Source organism: Kitasatospora sp. NPDC093550 (genome assembly GCF_044764985.1).
Taxonomy (GTDB): Bacteria; Actinomycetota; Actinomycetes; order Streptomycetales; family Streptomycetaceae; genus Kitasatospora.
The window spans coordinates 1-13236 of record NZ_JBIWJF010000052.1 but is presented as its reverse complement, the minus strand read 5'-3'; the positions used below and the strand labels follow the sequence as shown (position 1 = coordinate 13236).

10 protein-coding genes are annotated in these 13236 nt (G+C 73.6%); 8 read left to right on the top strand and 2 right to left on the bottom strand.

Annotated features, from left to right (window positions below; genetic code table 11):
* Window positions 1-127 precede the first annotated feature (127 nt).
* The 3 genes from ACIRD3_RS39215 to ACIRD3_RS39205 all read left to right on the top strand — a co-directional run bounded on the left by ACIRD3_RS39215 (window position 128) and on the right by ACIRD3_RS39205 (window position 5587).
* Window positions 128-2218, top strand: a complete 2091-nt coding sequence (locus tag ACIRD3_RS39215) for an ATP-binding protein (RefSeq protein ID WP_402226610.1) — start codon at window positions 128-130, stop codon at window positions 2216-2218.
* 165 nt (window positions 2219-2383) lie between these two features.
* A complete protein-coding gene (locus ACIRD3_RS39210; protein WP_402226607.1) occupies window positions 2384-3952 on the top strand; it encodes a PucR family transcriptional regulator in 1569 nt (522 codons plus the stop codon).
* Window positions 3953-4144: 192 nt separating this feature from the next.
* Window positions 4145-5587: an aldehyde dehydrogenase family protein gene (locus ACIRD3_RS39205; RefSeq protein ID WP_402226605.1), complete on the top strand. Its 1443-nt coding sequence runs from the start codon at window positions 4145-4147 to the stop codon at window positions 5585-5587.
* A 50-nt stretch (window positions 5588-5637) separates the two neighbouring features.
* Here ACIRD3_RS39205 and ACIRD3_RS39200 read toward each other — a convergent pair whose 3' ends face one another.
* Window positions 5638-6306 carry an NAD(P)H-binding protein gene (locus ACIRD3_RS39200; RefSeq protein WP_402226602.1) on the bottom strand — a complete coding sequence of 223 codons (669 nt, stop codon included), beginning with the start codon at window positions 6304-6306 and terminating at the stop codon, window positions 5638-5640.
* A gap of 89 nt (window positions 6307-6395) precedes the next feature.
* Between ACIRD3_RS39200 and dxr the strand changes: the two genes are divergently transcribed.
* The 5 genes from dxr (at window position 6396) to ACIRD3_RS39175 (ending at window position 12088) form a co-directional block, all read left to right on the top strand.
* On the top strand, window positions 6396-7640 hold the full coding sequence (gene dxr, locus ACIRD3_RS39195; RefSeq protein WP_402226600.1) for a 1-deoxy-D-xylulose-5-phosphate reductoisomerase: 1245 nt from the start codon (window positions 6396-6398) through the stop codon (window positions 7638-7640).
* A 58-nt stretch (window positions 7641-7698) separates the two neighbouring features.
* Entirely contained in the window at window positions 7699-9003 is a 1305-nt protein-coding gene (locus ACIRD3_RS39190; protein WP_402226598.1) for a M50 family metallopeptidase, read from the top strand.
* 144 nt (window positions 9004-9147) lie between these two features.
* A complete protein-coding gene (gene ispG, locus ACIRD3_RS39185) occupies window positions 9148-10308 on the top strand; it encodes a flavodoxin-dependent (E)-4-hydroxy-3-methylbut-2-enyl-diphosphate synthase (RefSeq protein ID WP_402226596.1) in 1161 nt (386 codons plus the stop codon).
* A 209-nt stretch (window positions 10309-10517) separates the two neighbouring features.
* Entirely contained in the window at window positions 10518-11393 is an 876-nt protein-coding gene (locus ACIRD3_RS39180; protein WP_402226645.1) for a GNAT family N-acetyltransferase, read from the top strand.
* Between the two features lie 146 nt (window positions 11394-11539).
* Complete coding sequence (locus ACIRD3_RS39175; protein WP_402226594.1) at window positions 11540-12088, top strand: GNAT family N-acetyltransferase; 549 nt, start codon at window positions 11540-11542, stop codon at window positions 12086-12088.
* A gap of 55 nt (window positions 12089-12143) precedes the next feature.
* Here ACIRD3_RS39175 and ACIRD3_RS39170 read toward each other — a convergent pair whose 3' ends face one another.
* Window positions 12144-13067, bottom strand: a complete 924-nt coding sequence (locus ACIRD3_RS39170) for an aminoglycoside phosphotransferase family protein (protein ID WP_402226592.1) — start codon at window positions 13065-13067, stop codon at window positions 12144-12146.
* Window positions 13068-13236 lie beyond the last annotated feature (169 nt).

Here is a 13236-nt window from a genome sequence, read left to right as displayed (position 1 = left end):
CGGGTGGCGCGACTACCCGCAGGCCCCGCTCCACTACCCTGAGCGCGGGCGTGTCGCCGGTACGGCGGCATGGGTATGGCGGCACCGACGGCGGTCGGGCCGGGCGGGCGAGGGAGCGGGGCCGTACATGGCACAGGACGGGTCACACCACCACGGCGAGCGCACCACCACCAGACCCCCGACCCCCCTCCCCCACCAACGACCCGGCACCCCCTCCCTCTCCTTCGACCTCGCCGGCTGGGCCTGCGCCCCGCGCCCCGACGCAGAGCCGGGCGTCTACCGGCTCGGATACCGCCCGATCGACCCGGAGCGGGCGGAGGCGGCCAAGGTCGCGACCTGGCCACTGCTGCTGCGGGCGGGGCTCAACGCGGTGGTGGCGTGGTTCGCGTATCTCTACGGCACCCAGGTCCTGATGTACGTCCTCGTGTGGTTCGGCGGGCAGGCGGGCATCGGTCCGCTCGCTTCGCCATCCGAAGCCGAGGCCATGTTCACGCTCCTCGTGGCCAACATCCTGGTGATCAGTGTCGTCATCAAGGTCTTCGGCCGGATGGGTCGTTGGCCCGAGGTGTGGCGCCGGTACGTCGCGCCGTTGTTGTCGCGGACGGTGACGCAGGAGGAGCGGGCGGAGGAGGGCGCGCCGGCGGCGGCCGAGGCGGCGCGGCGGCAGGACCCGTGGGACGCGCTGCGGCAGGGCGGTGCGGTCGAGGCCGCGGCGCGGCTCGACGCGGAGGCCGTGGGGGACGTCGACTACGTGCGGATCCGGCGTGCGTGGGAGTCCGCGCAGGCGGACCCGGTGTTCGTGCCGGCCTTCGCCGAGCAGGTGGCCGCCCGGGGCGCGGCGGCCTTCGCCCACCCCTCGGAGACGCGTGAGCTGCCCGGTCGTGTCGAGCAGCACGATCTGCTGCTCGGCCAGGTCCGGCTCGGTACCGCGCAGGACGTCCCGAAGAACCCCTTGAGCCACCGGGCGGCCGGTTTCGCGCTGGATCCGGCGGTGCTGGGCACGTCGGTGCTGGCGGTGGGTCCGGCCGGGACGGGGAAGACCGCGCGGCTGGCCAGGCCGGTGGCGGAGGCGCTGTGCCTGCAGGCGCTGGCCGGCACCGCCTGCGCGGTGGTGGTGGGGGCGGCCGACGCCGATCTGGGGCCGGACGCCTGGTACGACGTGGTGATCGCTCCTGGTGACCCGTCCTCGGTGTACGGGCTGGACCTCTACGGTGCCGCGCAGGACCCGGACGAGGCGGCCGCCCGGCTGGCCGAGGCGCTGCTGCCGGACGAGCTGACGGCCCGTGCGGAGAACGCCCGCACCGCGCTGCAGCAGGTGGTGGGCCCGTTCCACGCCGCGTACGGCCGCTACCCGGGTGTGCGCGAGCTGCGGGCGCTGCTGGCCGGTGAGCCGGACGCGCTGGCGGCCCTGGTGAAGGCGCTCGGCACGGCCGGCCGACTGGCCCTCCACGAGCGGGACCTGGAGTACCGCGAGCGCCAGCGCGACCGGGCGGACGATCCCGGGGCGCTGCTGGCGGACCGGCTGGCGCTGCTGGACCGGCCGGCCTTCGAGGGCGCCTTCGCGACCGACGGCACCGGCCGGCCCCCGTTCGCGATGCGGGTGCTGGACCACCCGCTGCGGGTGCGGGTGAAGCTGCCCGAGCGCAGCCACCCGGAGGCGGCCCGGATGCTGTCCCGGCTGGTCGTGGGTCAGTTCGTGCAGGCGGCCGGCGCGCGCGAGGACCGTTCGCTGTTCGCGGGTCTGGTAGTGGACGACGCCTCGGCGGCGCTGGACGGCACCGCGGTGCGCGGGCTACAGCGGATGCGGGGCGCCAACGCGGGTGCGGTGCTGCTGCTGCGGACCCTGGTGGATCTGCCGGAGGCGCTGCGGGCGCCGCTGTTCGGCGCGGTCGGCTGCCGGATGGCGTTCCCGGGGATCGCGCCCTGGGACGGGCGGCTGTTCTCGGAGGCCTGGGGGACGCACCTGGTGCAGGAGACCGCCGTCACCCACACCCCCGACACCTCCGGTGGGGTGATACGGCGGGCGGGGCGGGTCGGGCGGAAGGCGCTGTCGGGGACGACGGCGCAGACGGAGTCGGTGACGACGCGGGACGTGGAGCGGCTGCGGTGGTCGCCGTCGGATCTGGCGCACGCGTTGCCGGCGGGGCACGCGGTGGTGTCGTTGACGGCGGTGTCGGGGGAGCAGGTGCCGCCGTTGCTGGTGGATCTGCGGGGGTGAGGCGCGGGCGGGGTGGGGAGCCGGGGGTAAGTCGCCTTCGAGGTGGATTCGGCAGTGCCGGTTGTCCGGAGCGTCCATAATGAAGGGGAGAGACCCTCACCAGTCCCACGCCCCTCTCCTCGCCCGGCCGCAATGGCGCGGTCAGGTCGATCCCCCGAAGGTGCCATGCCCCCCACACTCGCCTCCGTCGTCCGCAACAGCTCGCTCCACCTGACGGTCCTCGCCGGCGCGGACCACCTGGAGCGGCCGGTCCGCTGGGTGCACACCAGTGAGCTGGACGACCCGACGCCGTTCCTGGAGGGTGGCGAGCTGCTGCTCACCACCGGGATCAAGCTGGGCCGCACGGCGGCGCAGTTGCAGGCGTACGTGCACCGGCTGGCCGATGCCGGGGTGGTGGGGCTGGGGCTCGGGGTGGGGTTGTCGCACACCGAGGTGCCGCAGCCGCTGGTGGACGCGGCGGCGCAGCGGGGGCTGCCGCTGCTGCGGGTGCCGGAGCCGACGCCGTTCATCGCGATCAGCAAGGTGGTGTCGGCGGCGCTGGCCGCGGAGCAGTACGAGGCGGTGACGACCAGCTTCGAGGCGCAGGAGGAGCTGACCCGGGCGGCGCTGGGCAAGGACGGGACGACGGCCGTGGTGCGCCGGTTGGCGGCGCGGCTGGGTGGCTGGGCGGCGCTGTACGACGGGTCGGGTGCGCTGTCGGTGGTGGCGCCGGACTGGGCGGCGCGCCGGGCTGGGCGGCTGGCGGCGGAGGTGGACCGGCTGCGTCGGCGGCCGGCGCCGTCGAGTGCCGCGCTGCAGGGGCGGGCGCCGGGGATAGACACGGCGGACGAGGACTACGTGGTGGTCCAGTCGCTGGGGGCGGATCGGCGGGCCCGGGGTTTCCTGGCGGTCGGGACCGAGGACCGGATCACGCCGACCGAGCGGTACGTGCTGAACGCGGCGGTGGCGCTGCTGACCCTCACCCTGGAGCGCTCGCGGGAGCTGCGGCAGGCGGAGGAGCGGATGGGCGCGGCGCTGCTGCGGATGGTGCTGGCGGGTGAGGTGGTGACGGCCCGCCAGGTGGCGGTGGGGCTGTTCGGCGGCCTGCCGGAGGGGACGATACGGGTCCTGGTGGCCGGGGCCGGGCCGGCGAACGCGGATGCCGCGGAGGCGTTGGGGGAGCTGGGCGACCGGGCGGAGCAGGCGGGTGCCCGGGTGGGCGAGAAGCTGCTGGTGGCGCGGGAGGACGGTGCGCACGGGCCGCGGTTGATGGTGCTGGCGCTGGACAACGGCGCGGTGCACCGGGCGTGCCTGGGTGCGGTGGAGGAGCACGAGGGCCTGTCGCTGGGCGTGTCGGCGCCGGCCGCGCTGGAGGAGGCCGGGACGGCGCACGCGCAGGCCGAGCGGGCGTTGGCGGTGGCGTTGCGCGGTGGTCGCCGGGCGGTGGACCACGAGGAGGTCGGCGCGGGTTCGCTGCTGCCGCTGCTCGGGGAGGACGCGGTGACGGCGTTCGCGGAGGGGCTGCTGCGGCCGCTGCGGGAGCACGACCGGACGGCCCGCGGTGACCTGGTGGCCTCGTTGCGGGCGTGGTTGTCCCGGCACGGTCAGTGGGACGCGGCGGCGGCCGATCTGGGGGTGCACCGGCACACGTTGCGCTACCGGATGCGGCGGGTCGAGGAGCTGCTGGGCCGGTCGCTGGACGACACGGACGTGCGGATGGAGCTGTGGCTGGCGCTGCGCTCCGGCGAGGAGTAGTCGGCGGGGAGCGGGAGCCCGGGGACGGCCTGTCGGCGGGGAATCGAACACCCGCCTGGACGCGGTGGAGTGGCCCCGGGTTCGAACGCTCCTAGTCGGCCAACCCGGTCGGCGCGTCGTCCCCCCTACCCTCGGGTTCTGGTCCCACGTCCGTGCGGGCCGTACGACGACGAGGAGAGGGCCGGTACCACGGTGACCACCACGTACGATTTCTGGCTCGCCGGCCGCCGGGCGAGCGGTGACGCCGACTTCGAGGTGCACAACAGCTGGGACGGCCGTCTGGTCGGCAAGGTGAGCATCCCGACCGAGGCCCAGGTCGAGGAGGCGCTGGACGCCGCCGTGGCCGCGCTGCCGGTGTTCGCCGCCACCCCGGCGCACCAGCGTGCCGCCGCCCTGGACCACGTGGCCAAGCGGTTGGCGGAGCGCTCCGAGGAGATCGCCCGGCTGATCACGGCCGAGAACGGCAAGCCGATCAAGTGGGCGCGCGGCGAGGTCGGCCGCGCGGTGTCGGTCTTCCGCTGGGCCGCCGAGGAGGCGCGCCGCACCAACGGCGAGACCATGCGGCTGGACACCGACCCGGGCGGCGTGGGCCGTTTCGCGGTGGTGCGCCGGTTCCCGCGCGGCGTGGTGCTGGGCATCGCCCCGTTCAACTTCCCGCTGAACCTGGTCGCCCACAAGGTCGCCCCGGCGATCGCGGTCGGTGCCCCGATCATCCTGAAGCCGGCTCCGGCGACCCCGCTGTCGGCGATGGTGCTGGGCGAGATCCTGGCCGAGACCGACCTGCCGGCCGGTTCCTGGAGCGTCCTGCCGGTGCCGAACGACCGGATGCCGGCGCTGGTGCGGGACGAGCGCCTGCCGGTGATCTCGTTCACCGGTTCGGACAAGGTCGGCTACCAGATCATGGACTCGGTGCCGCGCAAGCACTGCACCCTGGAGCTCGGCGGCAACGCCGCGGCCGTGGTCCTCGCCGACTGGTCCTCCGAGGCCGACCTGGACTGGGCGGCCACCCGGATCGCGATGTTCGCCAACTACCAGGGCGGCCAGTCCTGCATCTCGGTGCAGCGGGTGATCGCCGACGCGTCGGTGTACGACGCGCTGGTGGAGAAGGTCGTGGCCAAGGTCAGGGCCCAGGTCACCGGTGACCCGAACGAGGACGCGACGGACGTCGGCCCGCTGGTCGACGAGAACGCCGCGAAGCGGGTGGAGTCCTGGGTGGAGGACGCGGTCGCCAAGGGCGCCAAGGTGCTGACCGGCGGCACCCGGGAGGGCGCGACCTACGCCCCGACCGTGCTGGCCGAGCTGCCCGGGGACGCGATCCTGGCCACGGCCGAGGTGTTCGGCCCGGTGCTGTCGCTGCACAAGGTGGACGGCGTGGAGGAGGCCTTCGCGGCCGTCAACGACTCGGCGTTCGGCCTGCAGGCGGGCGTGTTCACGCACGACGTGCAGACCGCCTTCCGCGCCCACCGGGAGCTGGAGGTCGGCGGTGTGATCATCGGCGACGCGCCGTCGTACCGCGCCGACCAGATGCCGTACGGCGGCGTCAAGGACTCCGGCGTCGGCCGTGAGGGCGTCAAGTACGCGATGGACGACTACACGGTCGAGAAGGTGCTGGTGCTGACCGGCCTCGACCTCTGATCGACCCGCCGACGCAGGGCCCGGTTCGCCGAACCGGGCCCTGCGCGCGTTCAGCCGTCGTGCCCGGCCGCGGCGGCGACCGCCTCGTCGACGGTGGCGTTGCCCTCGATCAGCTCCAGGGTCAGGCCAGTCGTGCCGGGCTCGCGCAGCAGGGCGGCGAGGACGGCGGCCACGTCGGCCCGGTCCACCGAGCCGCGCCCGACCGAGGGGGCCAGTCGGACCAGGCCGGTGCCGGGCCCGTCGGTGAGCCGTCCGGGGCGCAGCACCGTCCAGTCCAGCGTGGTCCTGGCCCGTACCGCGTCGTCGGCGGCGCCCTTGGCCCGCAGGTAGGTCTCGAAGACCGCGTCGGCGGGGTGGTGGGCGTGGGCGTCGGCGCCCATCGAGGAGACGATCAGGTACCGGCGGACCCCGGCGAGTTCGGCGGCGTCGGCGAGCAGGACGGCCGCGTCCCGGTCGACGGTGTTCTTGCGCTCGGGGCCGCTGCCCGGCCCGGCCCCGGCGGCGAAGACCACCGCGTCGGCGCCGACGAGCAGGTCGGCGAGCTGCGGGGCGGTGGCGGCCTCCAGGTCGAGCAGCAGCGGCTCGGCTCCGGCGTCCAGCAGGTCCGGGGCCTGTTCGGGGCGGCGGATGATCCCGGCGGGGCGCTCGCCGCGATCGGCGAGCAGCCGTTCCAGTTTCAGCGCGATCTGTCCGTGGCCCCCGGCGATGACGGTACGCATGGCTCCGACGGTAGCCCGGGGGGTGCCGGGTCGTCCTGTCGTCCGCGGGGAGGTCCGGGGCGCGGTCGCGGACAGGACACAATGGGCGCATGACTTCGCTCGCCCACCCGCAGCTGCGTTTCACGCCCACCGTGGCGGACCCCTCCGGCCCCCGGGAGCTGGTGATCCTCGGTTCCACCGGTTCGATCGGCACCCAGGCCATCGACGTGGTGCTCCGCAACCCGGACCGCTTCCGGGTGGTCGCCCTGTCGGCGGCCGGCGGGCGGGTGGAGCTGCTGGCCGAGCAGGCTCTGCGGCTGGGCGTGCACACCGTGGCGGTGGCCGATCCGGCGGCGGAGCCGGCGCTGCGCGAGGCGCTGGCCGCGAAGGCGGCGGGCCGTCCGCTGCCGGCCGTGCTGGCCGGGCCGGACGCGGCGACCGAGCTGGCCGCGATGGAGTGCCACTCGGTGCTGAACGGCATCACCGGGTCGATCGGGCTGCGGCCGACGCTGGCCGCGCTGGCGGCCGGCCGGGTGCTGGTGCTGGCCAACAAGGAGTCGCTGATCGTCGGTGGTCCGCTCGTGAAGGCGGTGGCGAAGCCGGGCCAGATCGTGCCGGTGGACTCCGAGCACGCCGCGCTGTTCCAGGCGCTGGCCGGCGGGACCCGTGCCGAGGTGCGCAAGCTGGTGGTCACCGCCAGCGGCGGCCCGTTCCGCAACCGCACCCGTGAGCAGCTGGCCGGGGTGACCCCGCAGGACGCGCTGGCGCACCCGACCTGGGCGATGGGCCCGGTCGTCACGATCAACTCGGCCACCCTGGTCAACAAGGGCCTGGAGGTGATCGAGGCGCACCTGCTGTACGACGTGCCGTTCGACCGGATCGAGGTCGTGGTCCACCCGCAGTCGGTGGTGCACTCGATGGTGGAGTTCACCGACGGTTCGACGCTGGCGCAGGCCAGCCCGCCGGACATGCGGATGCCGATCGCGCTGGGGATCGGCTGGCCGGACCGGGTGCCGGACTCCGCCCCCGCCTGCGACTGGACGAAGGCCGCCACCTGGGAGTTCTTCCCGCTGGACAACGAGGCCTTCCCGGCGGTCGAGCTGGCCCGGGAGGTGGGCACCCTGGGCGGTACGGCGCCAGCGGTGTTCAACGCCGCGAACGAGGAGTGCGTGGAGGCCTTCCTGAAGGGCCGCCTCGCCTTCACCGGAATCGTGGACACTGTTGCCAAGGTGGTCGCCGAGCACGGACAGCGCGACGGCGGGCCGGCCGCGTCGGGAACTTCCCTGACGGTGGAGGACGTCCTGCACGCGGAGGACTGGGCGCGTGCCCGGGCCCGCGAGCTGGCGGCAGGCTGACGGCCTCGAACGCGGTAGGACGAGACGATGAGCGGAGCGGCATGACGGAGGACCAGCGGTGGCAACGGTTTTGACGGTGGTCGGCATCCTGGTCTTCGTCATCGGGCTGCTGATCTCGATCGCCTGGCACGAACTCGGCCACCTGTCCACGGCCAAGCTGTTCGGCATCCGGGTGCCCCAGTACATGGTCGGCTTCGGCCCGACCCTCTGGTCGCGGCGCAGGGGCGAGACCGAGTACGGCATCAAGGCGATCCCGTTCGGCGGGTACATCCGGATGATCGGCATGTTCCCGCCGGGCGAGGACGGCCGGATCACCAAGCGCAGCAGCTCGCCCTGGCGCACCATGATCGAGGACGCCCGCGAGGCCTCCTACGAGGAGCTCCAGGAGGGTGACGAGCACCGGCTCTTCTACACCCGCAAGCCCTGGAAGCGGATCATCGTCATGTTCGCCGGGCCGTTCATGAACCTGGTCCTGGCGTTCGGGCTGTTCCTGACCGTCATGATGGGCTTCGGCGTCTCCATGAACGTGCCGACGGTCAGCACCGTCGCGCAGTGCGTCGTCAAGGCCGGCCAGCCCACCGACAACTGCCCGGAGGGCGCCCCGCAGACCCCGGCCGCCCAGGCCGGACTGAAGGCCGGGGACCGGATCGTCTCCTTCGACGGCGACCGGATCCGGACCTACGACCAGCTCCAGGCGGACATCCGCAGGTCGGCCGGGAGGACCGTCGACGTCCTGGTCGAGCGGGACGGGCAGCAGCTCACCCTCAAGCCGACCATCGCGGTCAACGACGTGCAGAAGTACGACGGCAACAAGGTCCCGATCAAGGGCCAGACCGTCCAAGCCGGGTTCCTGGGATTCACTCCTGCGAGTGGCGTCGTCCGGCTGGACTTCGGGCAGTCCGTCGACCGGATGTACGACATGGCCGAGAACGGGGTGAAGTCGCTGGTCGCGCTGCCCGGCAAGATCCCCGGGCTGTGGAACGCCGTCGTCGGCGACGCCCCGCGCGACCCGGACTCGCCGATCGGCATGGTCGGCGCCGCCCGGGTCAGCGGCGAGGTGTTCTCGCTCGACATCCCCGGCACCCAGCGGATCGCGTTCTTCGTGAACCTGCTGGCCGGCATCAACCTCTCGCTCTTCCTCTTCAACATGCTGCCGCTGCTCCCGCTGGACGGCGGCCACGTCGCCGGGGCCGTCTGGGAGTCGGTCCGGCGCCGGCTCGCACGCCTGTTCAAGCGGCCCGACCCGGGACCGTTCGACGTCGCCAAGCTGATGCCGGTGGCGTACGTCGTGGCCAGCATCTTCATCGGCTTCACGGTGCTGGTGATGGTCGCCGACCTGGTGAACCCGGTGAAGATCAGCTAGGGCGTTCGGGTACGGCGGGTGTGCTGGGGCCCGTTGCCGTGCCGTACCGTGGAGGCCGGGTGCGCGATCGTCAGCGCGCCCGGCCTCGGCCGTCGCAACGGCCGGGCGGTCGACCACACCTCTACCCCGGGGAACCCTGCGCACATGACCGCGATCTCGCTCGGTATTCCGTCCCTGCCGCTCAAGCCGCTCGCCAAGCGTCGGTACTCCCGGCAGATCATGGTCGGCAACGTGCCGGTCGGCGGCGACGCGCCCGTCTCGGTGCAGTCGATGACCACCACGGTGACTGCGGACATCAACGCCACGCTGCAGCAGATCGCGGAGCTCACCGCGTCCGGCTGCCAGATCGTCCGGGTCGCCTGCCCGTCGCAGGACGACGCCGACGCGCTGCCGATCATCGCCAAGAAGTCGAAGATCCCGGTCATCGCGGACATCCACTTCCAGCCGAAGTACGTCTTCGCCGCGATCGACGCCGGCTGCGCGGCGGTGCGCGTGAACCCGGGCAACATCAAGGCCTTCGACGACAAGGTCGGCGAGATCGCCAAGGCCGCCAAGGACGCGGGCGTGCCGATCCGGATCGGCGTCAACGCCGGCTCGCTCGACAAGCGCCTGCTGGAGAAGTACGGCCGGGCCACCCCGGAGGCGCTGGTCGAGTCCGCGCTGTGGGAGTGCTCGCTGTTCGAGGAGCACGACTTCCGCGACATCAAGATCTCGGTCAAGCACAACGACCCGGTCGTGATGATCAACGCCTACCGGCAGCTCGCCGCCGCCTGCGACTACCCGCTGCACCTCGGCGTGACCGAGGCCGGGCCGGCCTTCCAGGGCACCATCAAGTCGGCGGTCGCCTTCGGCGCGCTGCTGTCCGAGGGCATCGGCGACACCATCCGGGTCTCGCTGTCCGCCCCGCCGGCCGAGGAGATCAAGGTCGGCAACCAGATCCTGGAGTCGCTCGGCCTGCGCGAGCGCGGCCTGGAGATCGTCTCCTGCCCCTCCTGCGGCCGCGCCCAGGTGGACGTCTACAAGCTCGCCGAGGAGGTCACCGCCGGCCTGGAGGGCATGGAGGTGCCGCTGCGGGTGGCCGTCATGGGCTGCGTCGTGAACGGGCCGGGCGAGGCCCGCGAGGCCGACCTGGGCGTCGCCTCCGGCAACGGCAAGGGACAGATCTTCGTCAAGGGCGAGGTCATCAAGACCGTGCCCGAGTCGAAGATCGTCGAGACCCTGATCGAGGAGGCGCTGAAGCTCGCCGAGCAGATGCAGGAGGCCGGTGTCGAGGCGGGGGCGCCGACGGTCGTCGCGGGGGAGTGAACCCCGCGTAGCGGGTCCTGATGACGCGGGCCCGCGACGATGGCGTGGGAAGCCCGCGATGGCGCGGGGACAAGCCCGCGTGAAGTTTTCCGGAAGCGGGGCCGTCCGTTCGCGGACGGCCCCGCAGCCGTAGCCGGGTGGGGCCACGGAGTAGGGTGCGGCCAGAGTCGTCTCAGTGAGGTGCTGTCTCGATGCTCGATCGAGGTGTGATGCTCCCGAGCTCCTTCCAGGCCGCCCGGGCCCTGGCCACCACCCGCGTGCTGGAGCCGCCCGACCTCGCGGACGCCCTGGAGATCCTCCACCGCGACCCGGTCTCCAACGCCTTCGTCGCGACCCGGGTCGAGGCCGTCGGGCTGGACCCGTGGCGGCTCGGCGGGGAGATGTGGGGCTGGTACGACGGGGACGGCGTCCTCGACGCCCTCTGCTACGCCGGCGCGAACCTCGTCCTGGTCGACGCCGGGCCGGAGGCGGTCGCGGCGTTCGCCGAGCGGGCCCGCCGACAGGGGCGGCGCTGCTCTTCGATCGTCGGACCGGCCGAGTCCACCGCGGCGTTCTGGGCCCTGCTGGAGCGGAGTTGGGGGCCGGCCCGGGAAGTGCGGGGCCACCAGCCGCTGATGGCCACCTCGATGCCGTCGGTGGAGATCGCGCCGGATCCGCTGGTGCGGAGGGTGCGACGCAACGAGGTCGAGACGCTGATGCCGGCGTGCGTGGCGATGTTCACCGAGGAGGTCGGGGTGTCGCCGCTGGCCGGGGACGGCGGGCTCCTCTACCAGGCCCGGGTGGCCGAACTCGTCTCCACCGGGCGGTCGTTCGCGCGGTTCGGGGAGGACGGGGAGGTCGTCTTCAAGGCCGAGATCGGGGCCGTGACGGAGGGGGCCTGCCAGATCCAGGGGGTCTGGGTCGCGCCGGAGCACCGGGGACAGGGGTTGTCCGAGACGGGGATGGCGGCGGTCCTGGACATCGCGCTGCGGGAGGTGGCGCCGGTGGTGTCGCTCTACGTCAACGACTTCAACCTGCGGGCGCGGGCGGCGTACCGGAGGGTGGGGTTCCGGGAGGTCGGGGCGTTCATGAGCGTGCTGTTCTGAGGGCTGGTTCTGCTGGTTCGGAGGGGCTGGTTCTCCGGGTTCGGCGGGGCCGGTTCTGCTGGTTCGGAGGGCCTGGTTCGGTGGGGCCGTTGCCGGGTTGGGATCTTCGGCCGCAGCGGAGGGCCGCTGGTAGTAACGTCCGGAGCATGGATCAGCTGACCGGGGTGACGATCGAGGCCATCGACCTTGCGGCCTGGGCGCCGCAGGCGCTGGAGGTCCAGGCGGTGGCGTTCGGGCTCACGCCCGAGGAGGTCGCGGTACGGCTGCACATCGTCGGGCGGCACGCCCAGCAGCCGGGGGTGATCGCGTTCGGGGCGATGAGCGGCGGGCGGCTGGTCGGGTTCGGGTATGGGATGCCCAACCAGCGCGAGCACTGGTGGAGCACGGTGATCGAGCCGTACCTCAGTGCCAGGGGGTACGGGGACTGGCTGGACGGGGTCTTCGCCGTCACCGAGTTGCACGTGCTGCCGGAGTTCCAGGGGCAGGGGGTCGGCTCGCGGATCATCCGGACGCTGTGCGAACGGTCGGGGCTGGACCGGAGCATCCTCTCGGCGATCGACGCGGAGACGCCGGCCCGGCGGCTCTACCGGGCGTTGGGGTACCGGGATCTGGCGCGGGCGGTGCGGTTCCCGGCGACGGACCGGCTGTACGCGGTGATGGGGGCTCGGCTGCCGCTGCGGGGGGCGCGGGGCTGAAGTCGGCCTGTGGCGGAGCTTCGGGGTTTCGCGGGGGCGGGGATTCGGGGGCGGGTCAGAGGCTGTTGGCGAGTTCGAGGTGGAGCTCGGCGTCTTCGGTGCGGTTCGCGGTGAGGGCGCGCAGGGCCAGGTCGACGGCGCGGAACAGGGCCCAGCCGCGGAGGCGGTCCTGGTCCACGCCGAGGGCGTCGGAGAGCTGGTGGAGGCGGCGGCGGACGGCTGCCGGTACGCCGGGGGAACCGAGCAGGGTGTCGGCGCGGTCCAGGACGAGGCGGGCGAGGTCGTAGGCGCGCTCGCCGACGAGCGGACGCGGGTCGATGGCCAGCCAGGGGGCGCGGTCGGCGGCGAGCACGTTGCCGTGGTGGAAGTCGCCGTGGAGGAGGAAGGACTCGCCGGTGGACTCGCCGAGGCCGCGGGCGGTGTCCAGGGCCTCGGTGATCAGCGGCTGGGCCGCGGTGGCGGCGGGGTGGGAGCGGTGTTCCTCGACACGGGCGGCGGTGGCGGGCACCTGCTGGGCGACGGTGGGGAAGGGGTGCTCACCCGGGAGTTCCACCCAGAGCCGGTGCAGCAGGCTGGTGGCCTCCAGCATGGCCTTGGACTCGGCGAGGGACCGTAGCGGGATCTCGCCGTGGAGGCGTTCCAGGAGCAGGACGCCCTGGGCGGGATCGGCGGCGAGGAGGAGGACGGCTCCCCGGCCGGCCCAGTGGGTGAGGGCGGCGTGCTCGTGGGCGGTCTCGGGGGTGACCAGGCCCGCCTTGAGGACGGCCGGCGAGAGGTCGTCGCGGTGGACGTACGCGATCAGGCTGAGGCTGCCGCCGGGGTCGAGGACGCGTTCCAGGGTGAGGTCCCAGGCGTCGAGGTGGGCGGCCGCGATGGTGGGGAGGGTGGCGAGCCACTCGTGGGCGGCTTCGCCGTGGGTGGCGGTGACGGTCTCCGTCAGCCAGGTGGGGATGGTGAGGGTGGGGTGGGCTCCCGACATGGGTCCATTGTGGGGGTTGTGTGGGTGGGGTGGTGGCTCTCGGGAGGGTGGGGGCGGGGGGGGGGGGGGGGGGGGGGGGGGGGGGGGGGGGGGGGGGGGGGGGGGGGGGGGGGGGTGGGGGGGGGGGGCGGGGGGGGGGGGGGGGGGGGGTGGGTGGTAAAGGCGGTAA

What these genes read in the sequence shown, in the direction of transcription:
- ACIRD3_RS39210 (WP_402226607.1), top strand. Translation starts at nt 2,384, where the DNA reads ATGCCCCCCACACTCGCCTCCGTCGTCCGCAACAGCTCGCTCCACCTG.
- dxr (WP_402226600.1), top strand. Translation starts at nt 6,396, where the DNA reads ATGACTTCGCTCGCCCACCCGCAGCTGCGTTTCACGCCCACCGTGGCG.
- ispG (WP_402226596.1), top strand. Translation starts at nt 9,148, where the DNA reads ATGACCGCGATCTCGCTCGGTATTCCGTCCCTGCCGCTCAAGCCGCTC.
- ACIRD3_RS39170 (WP_402226592.1), bottom strand. Translation starts at nt 13,067, where the DNA reads ATGTCGGGAGCCCACCCCACCCTCACCATCCCCACCTGGCTGACGGAG.
- ACIRD3_RS39215 (WP_402226610.1), top strand. Translation starts at nt 128, where the DNA reads ATGGCACAGGACGGGTCACACCACCACGGCGAGCGCACCACCACCAGA.
- ACIRD3_RS39175 (WP_402226594.1), top strand. Translation starts at nt 11,540, where the DNA reads ATGGATCAGCTGACCGGGGTGACGATCGAGGCCATCGACCTTGCGGCC.
- ACIRD3_RS39200 (WP_402226602.1), bottom strand. Translation starts at nt 6,306, where the DNA reads ATGCGTACCGTCATCGCCGGGGGCCACGGACAGATCGCGCTGAAACTG.
- ACIRD3_RS39180 (WP_402226645.1), top strand. Translation starts at nt 10,518, where the DNA reads ATGCTCCCGAGCTCCTTCCAGGCCGCCCGGGCCCTGGCCACCACCCGC.